Below are 12,428 nucleotides of genomic sequence, written 5' to 3' on the forward strand. Positions count from 1 at the left end.
CGTTATTTATGCGCGTTGAGAATCCAGCAGTTCATTATTTTTTCTACCTCCTGCGCTTTGGTATAGCTTTCAATCAGTAGCTGATAGGCCGGGAATATTTTGGTATACACATCCGCCCATTCTGCGGCATCTTCCCGATTCCAGGTACGTTGCAGCTCAGATGCTACCGCTGCGGTATCCATCGGCACTACGCCAGCCTGCACCACGCGGGCCATCGTAATTTCCTGCGCCATTTTACTGTACGTACCGGAGGCATCGATCACCGCAAATACCTTGTACCCTTCCGCGACCGCGCTGATGGCTGGAAAAGCCATGCAGACACTGGTAATAGTACCAGCAATGATCAACGTGTTACGGCCTGTCGCTTTTACCGCCTGTACAAAATCGGCGTTATCCCAGGCATTAATTTCCCCTTTACGCGCGACATAATGCGCGTGAGGCGCATTCGCATGGATTTCCGGAATCAGCGGGCCATTTGGTCCCTGTGGTACGGATGCGGTGGTAATGACCGGCATATTACATAAGGTAGCGATTTTAGCCAGCGCCGTGGCGCGTGCGCGTAATTCCGGCATCGGCATGTCGCCGATGGTCTGAAACAGGCCGCTTTGGTGGTCGATCAGCAGCATTACTGCGTCGTTAGCATCAATGGCAGGGCGTTGACCGTTAAAATTCGCGGGTGTAGACATAATTCATTCCTTGTTGTTGCCTTTCACTGACAATCACTATCAGTGTTAAAGTCATTAATCGCCGGGTTAAGCTAATGACAGTAATCCGTTGCCGATCCTGGATTACCGTATTGAGTTTTTTCTGAAGGAATATTCATCGGCATCTCCTTCAGTCGATTTACTTTCACGCTAATCTGCTGTCACAACAATATTCATATCATGAATAAATGTTTCTACTTTACATGTCAGTGAGGATTATTGATTGAAAAAACAGACTATATCATTACTAATTATTTCTGCTAGATGGTTTTAAAATTATTTAGTATAAATTTGAAATAGGTTAATTAAGTATTAACTTAGTTCTATTTAAATAATATAAAGCGTAGCTTAAATATTAAGAGGGAAGCGTACTTATATTAAGTATGGCTACTGTAACTCTTAATAAATTGAAAACTATCCCTACATAACGAGTGCTGCTTTTTTGGATATTACAAGCCATTATAGAGAGCACGTTGAATAAAACCCTGTCTTTCATGTAGTATAGATTATCAGGAGGCATTTTTCTCATGATTTATATATGAGATATTAAAGCGTAGCGGCACAGTAAATTTGGCCACCTGATTAAAGGTGATATTCTCACCTCAACACAAAACAGGAGACTTAACGAACAAGAAAACCAAACGTACTTTCACCCCTGAGTCTGCTATAATGAGAAAAGCGGTGTCTACGCTTACCTGTTAATGTCTTATGCCTCTCGCTCTTTTTGTCATGTTCTATATGATCGGTATGTGCAGGGGGCAATCCATGTCCTGCTACGCAGCCACAGCATCAGACTATACTCAGTGGTGTCTATTAACCCTCTCCAACGACGTTATGTTTTGGCATGGTAACAATGCGATGTTATGGATAATTAACGATAATATTGAATTTAATCCAGAAATGAATCGCCTGGCGTCATTATCGAGGCCAGATCTCAACATTATTCTGACAACGCCCGCCAGCCGCTGCTTGCGCCTTCTGCTGGAAAACGCCCCCTCCGTCGTCTCACAACAAACATTCTTTCAAAAAGTGTGGGAAGAAGACGGCATGGTGGTGTCGGCAAATACGCTTTATCAGAATATCTCCATTATTCGCCGCGGATTACGTACCGTTGGCGAAAATGAAGATACGCTGATAATCACGGTTCCGCGTAGAGGCTTTCAGATTGAGCCTGGTGTGAGCATCATGACCATCCGCAAAGACTTCGCTCAGGCAATAGAAAAAAAGGGTGAGACGCCACCGCGTATGTCAGGGCGTTGGTTTAAACATTATGTACCTGTACTTTGGATGACCGGGACATTTGCTGTCGGTATTTTGCTTGGCACTATAAGCTGGCAAACCGTTCCCGATAAGGATTTTTATGATCGCTACACGCTGGTTGAAACAACTCAGGGTTGTCATTTTTTCTCGCGGAATGAAGATATCGAAAGCGGCAGCCGCTTTGCAAGCTATAAGTCAATGATTCTAAAAACCGGTATGGATTGTCAGAAATACCCATGGGTCTATTTCCCTTCCAGCAGTCGCACCCCAGCGGTTACGGCATTGATTTGTCAGCAACCGTATAAAACGCGCGGCGATACAGGCTGCGTGACGCTTTTTTTCCGCGGGGTGACACATGGGTAAAAAGGCACTGATGTTAGCCTGCCTGACGCTACTGTTTCTGGGAGTAGGGCTTGGGCATCTTTTTCATTTGTATACGGAAAAGAACCGGGATCCAGAGAAATGTACGGCGCCTGTGATTGTGTTTTATAACAACACTCAGGCTAACCTGACGCTGGACTTTATGTATTCGATGAAAAAACGCACTGGGGTGGTCTCCATCAGCGGAACGTATTACGTCGATAATAAAATGAGCGGCGTGATCCGCCGTGATGTTTCCTATGTATGGAGTGAAAATAAAGACAGCACCCATTTTATATCGACGGATATCAACAAAGTCACGCGTGACGAAACACTGTCCGATGCGGTTATCGAGACGGTTTTACCCGATTTTTATGTCTATCCAGGGAAAAGTATCAGTTACACCATCCTGACTCAGGGCCATCGTGGCTTTATGTTCACCATCGGGAAACGCCCGATATTTTTCTGTACACATTAAGCGGTTTTGCTTTTCCTCCCGGAATAGCTCAGTTCCGGGCTTCCCCTGAAGATCTAAGAAGGCGAGCTTGCTGAATATGTCGGTATACGAGCGAATAATCGCTATATTCATCATATTATTACGGCTCAATTGGCATGCGGTTTACGCAGGTTACGTAGGCGTTAAAATGGCTCCCTGTTTTGGGAGCCGTTCATGAAACGTATCAGCCAAATGAAAGCGCTTCCGGGTAAAAGCCGCTGAAGATCAGCGGCTCTGTTGTTACCTGAATCAGAAACTGTATTTAACCCCCAGTAGGCCTTGGGTATTACTATAGCCCTGGTCACCTACCTGTTGCGCCACGTTACCCCATACGTTCAGGCGCGGGGTAATTTGTCCTTCAATACCCACTTTCAGTTCACCAATATTCTTCGTACCACGCATATCGCTGCTGACATCGTCCATCTTTACGCTGGCAGTCTGCGTACTATGGATCCAGTTCGCTTCCACGAACGGCTGGAACTCTCGAGATTTATCGTCATCAATAGCGTTGTGGCCGTTAATATAGGTTTTTACGCCCATGCGGGTTAGCAGATTACCGGCGGTATCATCCTTCACAAGAGTACCATTGGCTTCGCGATGGTCGTCAGCCTGCACGCCCATCCATACCACCTGCGCTTTGGGCTGCAACCAGTAGCTTTGATGCGCGCTTTCACCTAACCTGAAGCTGTAACCGGCTTCAACCGAGGCGGTAATTCCTTTGGATTTATATTTCTCAGCGGCCTGATCCTGACCCATAACCTTGTTATCAAACCAGTTGTACAGCATCCAGGTATCCACATAAGCCCCAGACTGATCGATATTGTTAGCATACCAGGTGCCGTAAAGGCCGACGCTGTAACCGGTGACTTGACCACGGGAATGATAGTCACTCACGGACGACTGCGTGCGGTTCTGGCTGTTGGCATAACCTGCCATTGCACCAATATGCCAACGGTCAAGACCGTCAGTGCTCCACTGTGCCAGATCGCCTCCCAGTTGTAACACATAGCTGTTGATGCGGGTTTTTAGCTGCCCGCTGCCATCGTTGAAGCGAGTATGGGCGCCGACGTTACGCATCCACAGGCTGGTGACCTTCTTTTCACCCGTCAGCATGTCGGTGTACTGGGTTTCACCCAGACGGTCATGGAGACGCGTCATGAACAGTGTATTTGCCGCATAGTTGTTGGCAAGATAGCTGCCCACTTCCGGTCGGAACTGATGTTCTGTTATCGGCGGTGTGTCAGATTTTCCTATGCCAGGAATTTCCGGATCAGGGATGACTGGGTCTACTGGATCAGGGTCCACCGGATCGGGAATAACAGGGTCAGGGACGACCGGGTCTACTGGATCAGGGTCCACCGGATCGGGAATGACAGGGTCAGGGATAACAGGGTCTACCGGATCGGGAATAATCGGTTCGTCCGGCTCAATGTAGCTGGTCAGATACCAGTTTTTACCTTTCTGCACCACGTTGTAGTCATAGGCTCCGGCAACAATACGGCTTGCTTTTTCGAAAGTACCGTTGGAATTGCCAGCAACGTTAACAATTTCAATACCTTCAATGGTTTGAGCCCCGGCTCCTCCAATATTATTTACTGCAACAAATGTGTTGCCTGAAGTATTGCCCAGGACCTGCAACCTGTCCGTTTCGGAATCATCATCGTTGAGCACAGTATTAAAGACCAGCTTACCGCCGTTGCCTACATAATCTTCATTGATGGTGAGCGTTTGCCATGGCTCGCCATCTTCATGGCTGAAGTTAATGGTTGCGCCACTATTCAGCGTCAGGTCAGTGAGCGTTGAGCTGCTGGTCATATTCCAGGTCGCATCGCTCATTTGTACAGAGATAACGCCTGTGCCCGCCGTAGCGCTGGTGATGTACGACGCCCCGTCCCACCGCGAGTTGTCCGTCATATTGAGCTTAATCGTACTGTTCTGCTGCGGTAGCGTACCGCTAGCAGCGGTGGCGCCAGCAGCACGAATATCACCGTCGATGACGAAACGTCCTCCTGAAGAACCGTCAACAATACCGCCAGTCTCCGTGCTGATGGCGTAACTTTCGCTACTGTTATCGCCCGCCATAGTAATAGCTGCACCGCCTGCCAGATTAATGGCGCCTCGGGAGAGGGCGTATAAACCGGCAGGAGCCTTACTATAGGATGCAGCCTTACTGGCGTTGTTAACGCTAATAGTGGCATTCTCTCCCAAATTAACGGTAGCGTTAGTTGCATATACCGCGTGTGCACTGGCACCGTTCACCGTAATAGTAGCGTTGTTGCCAAGCTCGGTTCTGGAGGAGGATGCTGCGTAAATCCCCGTTGAGGATGCGCCTGAGGTTTCGATGGTTGCATCGTCACCCAGACGAATCAACGAACCACTTTGTCCGGTACGCAGCCCCTCCGAACTGTCGCCAGTAGTAACAATATGTGCGCGATTGCCGACGACAATCGTATTTTTGGCACGTGACGCATCCCTCATGGCGTTAGCTGTAATTCCACGTCCCTGGCTACCGGTCGTTTTGATATACAGATCGTCGCCGACGTAAATATTGGCCGATCCGGTCCAACCCTGACCCAGTGAGTTATATCCGGCGTTAATACCGTCACCATCCTGACCATCCACGTAAATGCGGGTACGGTCACCGGTAACAATAAATACCGGGTTATCCGGAGTATTAGCGCCGTGAGTACGGATGCCATCGACGTCTCTACCATTATTCGCGGCATTCGCCGACTGCGTCCGAATGGTCAGGTCGTTGCCAAAAATCACGCCCGGACTTCCCGTCCCGCTGTTTTGAATAACCGTGACAGTGTGTTCAAACGCCTCCGCGCCCGGCCCATTAAGCGTGAGGCCATTGCCATAAACCGGGATGGTGCCGGTGTTCCACTGATAAACGTAGTTGGGCATGGTACCGACTTTGGTGAAACCGACACTGGCCTGAGCGGGAATAATAGCCTGTAATTCCGGCGGCAAGCCCACTGGATGGCAGACTATCAACGTCAACCCAGGCCGCCTGGGAGGAAAATACCATAGAGGCTAATGCTGCTGATACCGCTATGGCGATGAATGAGTAATTTTGGGGAGTTGGCATTCTGCCTCCTGCATTATGGCGTAAAGCGTCTTCCACATCGCAATAATATGGAAATAATAAAAATGGAAACGGATCTATAAAATATTTGATATTATTTTATGAATGCTATGCCCTAGCTTATTTTCAAGCCGCAGCTTATGTACATAGAGTTTCTTAATATCAATATTGTCAATATTTACAATCTGCTGAATACTTATTCCTGATACAAAGCGCTTCAGTAATATAAATTCCGTATAGTTAAGCGTTCGTCCACGTTTACTGTTGGCAAGCCGACCGGTAAACAAGCGGTGCATCTTTTGCTGTTGCACAATATCATCGTCATCGGAATAGATAATTCCTTGTATTTTATTGCTTTTCAAAATCCAGTAATTGGCCAGCGGAGTTAAACTTCTGTCAGAAATCAGGACAATATGCATGCCACTGTCTGCCAGACTGTCAGCCCATTGCAAATCGGTAAATCGTCGGAGATTCGGGAAAGAAAAATCAACAAAGATAAAACCGCTGGATAAATGGTTGTGTCTATCAAGCAATAACTTTTCAATAAACCCTTTTTTCAGGAAAGCATTACCATCTGGCCAGATGGAAAATGCCGCATTATGACAGTATTGCACCCGTACTGCGCTGTCAGGAAATAATTGACAGGATAACTCGCAACTAATGCAATGGACAATTTGTGAAGGCTTTCTCATCATCCTGAACGACTCCTGCCGATGTTTCTATTAATATTTCATTGGTAAATAAATGTGTCAATCCAGATAATATACAGTGCTACGGCTGTCAAAAGTTGCGAAATATTGTCAGTGTCATAAACTCCTGGAAAGCACTAAAATACAGCTTTAAAAAACCATGACAGATCCGGCAGTCGTAATACATGATTTCGGATTTGCATTTCACTCATTGAGATTTTTATACATAATCTCCAATATCATAAAAAATCTTAAAACAGCACTATTTGCTAAATCATGAGAGCGATAAATAACGGTTCTCAATACCATCTGTCTGCTGCCTTCGTCACTATCGGGGTGATGTGATGAAATATAAAAGTAATTCCTGTAAACCTGTAATGAATTCTTATTATTAAAACCTAATTTAAGATTTTTTCTTTCATTGCATTGTTATTTAATGACTTAATGGTGACGTTTATGCTCTCATCAACTTCTTATATACAAATTTAAGACCATTTTATAGAGACACATGTAAACTTTAAGAGGGTGTAATGCTACTGCCATGAGAAAATTTTGTAACTTAACGCTGGGAGTTATACCTTGCCAATAAGTTGATCTGACTTAATTCTGATCGTGTCAGTCTGAGCAACCGACCGACTTATCGGTCGAAGCAACTTCAGCTTCTGGCTTCTCTTTTCAATCGTTCATCTGATGAAAACTCTTTCCCGGAGCACATTAGTGAGAAACAGGATGTGGTGAAACTCAATGTCCATAGATGTCGTCAGTCACTTCAGAAATATCCGCCTCCTGGCAGATATCTTTAACCATTCGTCCAGCTTAGACCAACTTAATTACGGCGATGTTCTGATGCTCAGTGAGACGGGCTTTACGCATAGATATTCCTTCGTCAGCAGATCGATTACGTGATCTCTAAATGTGAATAGCACGATTATATGGGATACGTACAAAAAAATTAAACCAACTGCCAGTAATATGAATGCCTGGTATAAGAATGTATACGGATATTTTACTACTGAAATATAATAATGGGAGGGGTTACGAATAAACAGGACGTATAGGAGAACAAGGGTATAAAGATGAAATGCTTGCAGTATCTAATAGATAACAATGAAAAATCAGGTAACTGAGAAACTATTCAATGTTTAGGTTGATGTGACATTAAGTCATTCAGCCGCTACAGCACATTATCAGGATAATTTCGTCTGGATAAAACAGAGGAGTGAATCGCCACAGGTTTAACAGACACCGCAGAGTCATTTAAGATGACTTAAAGAGAGGAGCCCATGAGCGGTAAACGTTATCCCGAAGAGTTTAAAATTAAAGCGGTAAAACAGGTTGTTGAGCGTGGCCATTCTGTTTCCAACGTCGCAACACGTCTTGATATTACTACCCACAGTCTTTACGCTTGGATAAAGCCGCCACATTCACGACGGTATCATGTTGACCTGAATCTGACGGGGCATACAGGCAGTTCTGGCTGGAATTGGGTTGTGTTTATGGTTATCACAAGATCTGTCTCGATCTGCGGGATATCGGGAACAATGCGGAGTAAACAAAGTCTGGTGGTTGATGCAACGTGTGGGAATAAAGGCTCAGGTCGGATACCGAAGTCACGGGCGCGTAACGATTCATTTTGTTGAGGTCGGGAGAGTTTAATTGGCGGAAGATCACAGGAGTCGAACCTGCCCGGGACCGCTGGCGGCCCCAACTGGATTTGAAGTCCAGCCGCCTCACCGGAGACGACGATCTTCCGCGCCTCGATTGCTACATGGAGGCGCGCGCATTATAGCTACTTCCTGGTGTTTCCACATCCCCTCCCGCGCTTTTTTAACTTCCCTTTCGTTCTGCCATGATCGGTTTCATATAAATCCCCATAAAATCCATTAGTTACATTTCATCACATTTTTGGCGCTACCCTGATCACAGAAAACAAGAATCGTAATTTGATAACCAAATAACGGAATATTCGCGCTCGCAGGGAAGGTTTACAAGAACTGTAACCGGTATCAGTGAGCGTTGTGAGCGTTAAGGATGCGTAATGAAAAGTGAGATTCTCTCCGTTAAGGAGAAGATTGGCTATGGTATGGGTGATGCCGCCAGCCACATCATCTTCGATAACGTCATGTTATATATGATGTTCTTCTATACCGATATTTTCGGTATTCCCGCTGGTTTTGTCGGCACCATGTTTTTACTGGCGCGTGCGCTTGATGCCATCTCCGACCCTTGCATGGGCCTACTGGCCGACCGTACCCGCTCCCGCTGGGGCAAATTCCGACCCTGGGTGCTGTTTGGCGCGTTGCCGTTTGGCATCGTCTGTGTGCTGGCTTATAGCACGCCGGATCTTAGTCTGAACGGCAAAATGATTTATGCCGTCATCACCTACACGTTGCTAACTCTTCTGTATACTGTGGTCAACATCCCTTACTGTGCGCTGGGTGGTGTAATAACCAATGACCCGACGCAGCGTATCTCCTTGCAATCGTGGCGCTTTGTGCTGGCTACGGCAGGCGGAATGCTCTCTACCGTACTGATGATGCCGCTGGTGAAACTGATTGGCGGTGAGAATAAGGCGCTGGGCTTCCAGGGGGGTATCGCGGTGCTCTCGGTGGTGGCGTTCCTGATGCTGGCGTTCTGCTTCTTTACCACCAAAGAGCGCGTTGATGCGCCTGCCACCCATACCTCCATGCGTGAAGACCTGCGTGATATCTGGCACAACGACCAGTGGCGCATAGTCGGCCTGCTCACCATCCTGAATATTTTGGCGGTATGCGTGCGCGGCGGGGCGATGATGTATTACGTCACCTGGATATTGGGCAAGCCGGGCGTGTTTGTCGCCTTCCTCACCACCTATTGCGTCGGCAACCTGATTGGCTCGGCGCTGGCAAAACCGTTGACCGACTGGAAATGCAAAGTGAGCGTTTTCTGGTGGACCAACGCCTTGCTCGCAGTAATCAGCGTGGCGATGTTCTTCGTACCGATGCACGCCACGATCGCTATGTTCGTCTTTATCTTCGTGATTGGCGTGTTGCACCAGTTAGTCACACCTATCCAGTGGGTGATGATGTCTGACACCGTCGACTACGGCGAATGGTGTAACGGCAAACGCCTGACGGGGATCAGTTTTGCTGGCACGTTGTTCGTGCTGAAACTGGGTCTTGCCCTCGGCGGGGCGCTGATTGGCTGGATGCTGGCAGGCGGCGGTTACGACGCGGCGGCGAAAACGCAAAACAGCGCCACGATCAGCATCATCATCGCTCTGTTCACTATCGTCCCGGCCATCTGTTATCTGCTGAGCGCCGCGATCGCCAAACGCTACTACACCCTGAAAAGCCCGTTCCTGAAAACCATTCTGGAACAACTGGCGCAGGGGGCACACCGCAACGAACAAGAATTTACCCATAAAGAATTGCAGAACTAAAGGAACAGACCATGAAAATTAGCGACGGAAACTGGCTGATCCAGCCTGGCCTTAATTTGATTCACCCGGTTCAGGTGTTCGACGTTGAACAACAGGGGAATGAGATGGTGGTCTATGCCGCGCCGCGCGATGTCCGCGAACGAACCTGGCAACTGGATACCCCGTTGTTTACCCTGCGCTTTTCCTCGCCGCAGGAGGGAGTGATAGGTGTACGGATGGAACACTTCCAGGGCGCTTTGGATAATGGTCCACATTATCCGCTCAATGTTTTGCAGGATATCAACGTGGAGATGCAGAACAACGCCGAATTTGCCGAACTCAAGAGCGGCAGCCTGAGCGTGCGCGTCACCAAAGGCGAGTTCTGGTCACTGGATTTTCTGCGCAACGGGGTACGTATCACCGGCAGCCAGTTGAAAAATAACGGCTATGTGCAGGACGCCAACAGCGGGCGCAACTACATGTTCGAGCGTCTGGATCTCGGCGTGGGCGAAACCGTCTACGGGCTTGGCGAGCGTTTTACCGCACTGGTGCGCAACGGTCAGACGGTGGATACCTGGAACCGCGACGGCGGCACCAGCACCGAGCAATCATACAAGAATATCCCATTTTATCTGACCAATCGTGGTTACGGCGTGCTGGTGAATCATCCGCAGTGCGTGTCGTTTGAAATTGGCTCCGAGAAAGTCTCCAAAGTCCAGTTCAGCGTCGAGAGCGAGTATCTGGAATACTTCGTCATCGACGGCCCGACGCCAAAAGCGGTACTCAACCGCTATACCCAATTTACGGGGCGTCCGGCGCTGCCGCCCGCCTGGTCGTTTGGTCTGTGGCTGACCACTTCGTTTACCACCAATTACGACGAAGCGACGGTCAACCGCTTTATCGACGGCATGGCCGAGCGCAATCTGCCGCTGCATGTTTTCCACTTCGACTGTTTCTGGATGAAAGCTTTTCAGTGGTGCGATTTTGAATGGGACCCGGTGACTTTCCCCGATCCGAAAGGGATGATTCGCCGCCTGAAAGCGAAAGGGCTGAAAGTCTGCGTATGGATAAACCCGTATATTGGGCAAAAGTCACCTGTTTTCAGGGAGCTGAAAGAGAAAGGGTATTTGCTTAAACGCCCGGATGGCTCCTTGTGGCAGTGGGATAAATGGCAGCCTGGACTGGCGATTTACGACTTCACCAACCCGCAAGCCTGCGAGTGGTATGTCAACAAGCTGAAAGGCCTGGTAGATATTGGCGTCGACTGCTTTAAAACCGACTTTGGCGAGCGTATTCCGACCGATGTCCAGTGGTTCGACGGCACCGATCCGCAAAAAATGCATAACCATTATGCCTACATCTACAACGAACTGGTGTGGAACGTGTTGAAAGAAACCGTAGGCGTTGAAAACGCCGTGCTGTTTGCCCGTTCCGCCTCGGTGGGCGCGCAACAGTTCCCGGTACACTGGGGCGGCGACTGTTACGCCAACTACGAATCGATGGCGGAAAGCCTGCGCGGCGGGCTTTCCATCGGCCTGTCAGGGTTTGGCTTCTGGAGCCACGATATCGGCGGGTTCGAGAATACCGCGCCGGCGCATGTCTATAAGCGTTGGTGCGCATTCGGGCTGCTCTCCAGCCACAGCCGCCTGCACGGCAGCAAATCCTACCGGGTCCCGTGGGCTTATGACGACGAGTCCTGTGACGTGGTGCGCTTCTTCACCGAACAGAAGTGCCGGATGATGCCGTATCTGTATCGGGAAGCGGCGCGCGCCAACGAAGCCGGTACGCCAATGATGCGGGCGATGATGCTGGAGTTCCCGGACGATCCGGCGTGTGATTATCTTGATCGCCAGTACATGCTGGGAGAGGCGGTAATGGTCGCGCCGGTATTTAGTGAAGCGGGCGACGTGGAGTTCTACCTGCCAGAAGGCCGCTGGACGCACCTGTGGCGCAACGATGAAGTGCAGGGCAGCCGCTGGCATAAACAGCAGCATGGCTTCCTGAGCCTGCCAGTATACGTGCGTGACAATACACTACTGGCGCTGGGCAACAATAGCCAGAAGCCCGATTACGCCTGGCATGAGGGTACGGCCTTCCAGTTGTTCCATCTGGATGACGGCTGCGAAGCGGTCTGCGAAGTCCCTGCTATGGATGGTTCGACAATCTTTATGCTGAAGGCGAAACGCACAGGCAATACCATTACGGTGAGCGGCGAAGGTGAGGCGCGCAACTGGACGTTGTGTCTGCGTAATATTACGCAGATTAGCGGTACCAAATGCGGTTCATATGCGGGAAGTGAATTGGGCGTAGTGGTCACCCCGCAGGGAAATGAGGTGGTGATTACGCTTTAAATTTGAATCGCCGGATGGCGCTGTGAGCTGCGCTTATCCGGCCTACAAATGTGCCAGAACCGTAAGCCCGGTAAGCGCCA

At 48.9% G+C, this 12,428-nt stretch carries 5 protein-coding genes, 1 tRNA gene and 3 pseudogenes; 5 read left to right on the top strand and 4 right to left on the bottom strand.

Annotated elements, in window-relative coordinates; all coding sequences use genetic code 11:
• Nucleotides 1-6: 6 nt before the first annotated feature.
• Nucleotides 7-686 (bottom strand): annotated as a pseudogene (locus ACE15A_RS00355) (hydrolase).
• A 783-nt stretch (nt 687-1,469) separates the two neighbouring features.
• On the opposite strand from ACE15A_RS00355, the gene ACE15A_RS00360 reads away from it, so the two are divergent.
• Entirely contained in the window at nt 1,470-2,327 is an 858-nt protein-coding gene (locus ACE15A_RS00360; RefSeq protein ID WP_077944430.1) for a transcriptional regulator, read from the top strand.
• A 10-nt stretch (nt 2,328-2,337) separates the two neighbouring features.
• Nucleotides 2,338-2,802 (top strand): hypothetical protein, encoded by a 465-nt coding sequence (locus tag ACE15A_RS00365; RefSeq protein WP_023247267.1) that lies wholly within the window; start codon nt 2,338-2,340, stop codon nt 2,800-2,802.
• A gap of 267 nt (nt 2,803-3,069) precedes the next feature.
• Here the strand turns inward: ACE15A_RS00365 and misL are convergent.
• Nucleotides 3,070-5,911: pseudogene (gene misL, locus ACE15A_RS00370) on the bottom strand (intestinal colonization autotransporter adhesin MisL).
• A gap of 74 nt (nt 5,912-5,985) precedes the next feature.
• Nucleotides 5,986-6,603 carry a helix-turn-helix transcriptional regulator gene (locus ACE15A_RS00375; protein ID WP_053509290.1) on the bottom strand — a complete coding sequence of 206 codons (618 nt, stop codon included), beginning with the start codon at nt 6,601-6,603 and terminating at the stop codon, nt 5,986-5,988.
• 1,277 nt (nt 6,604-7,880) lie between these two features.
• Between ACE15A_RS00375 and ACE15A_RS00380 the strand changes: the two are divergent.
• Nucleotides 7,881-8,205: pseudogene (locus tag ACE15A_RS00380) on the top strand (transposase); the annotation flags it as partial.
• Between the two features lie 49 nt (nt 8,206-8,254).
• Here ACE15A_RS00380 and ACE15A_RS00385 read toward each other — a convergent pair.
• A tRNA-Sec gene (locus ACE15A_RS00385) sits at nt 8,255-8,349 on the bottom strand.
• Between the two features lie 286 nt (nt 8,350-8,635).
• Between ACE15A_RS00385 and ACE15A_RS00390 the strand changes: the two genes are divergently transcribed.
• Together ACE15A_RS00390 and yicI are read left to right on the top strand one after the other, a co-directional pair.
• On the top strand, nt 8,636-10,018 hold the full coding sequence (locus ACE15A_RS00390) for a glycoside-pentoside-hexuronide family transporter (protein WP_053509292.1): 1,383 nt from the start codon (nt 8,636-8,638) through the stop codon (nt 10,016-10,018).
• 11 nt (nt 10,019-10,029) lie between these two features.
• A complete protein-coding gene (gene yicI, locus ACE15A_RS00395) occupies nt 10,030-12,348 on the top strand; it encodes an alpha-xylosidase (protein ID WP_053509294.1) in 2,319 nt (772 codons plus the stop codon).
• Nucleotides 12,349-12,428: the final 80 nt, after the last annotated feature.

This window comes from Salmonella sp. HY31, from assembly GCF_042604575.1.
GTDB classification, from domain to species: domain Bacteria; phylum Pseudomonadota; class Gammaproteobacteria; order Enterobacterales; family Enterobacteriaceae; genus Salmonella; species Salmonella diarizonae.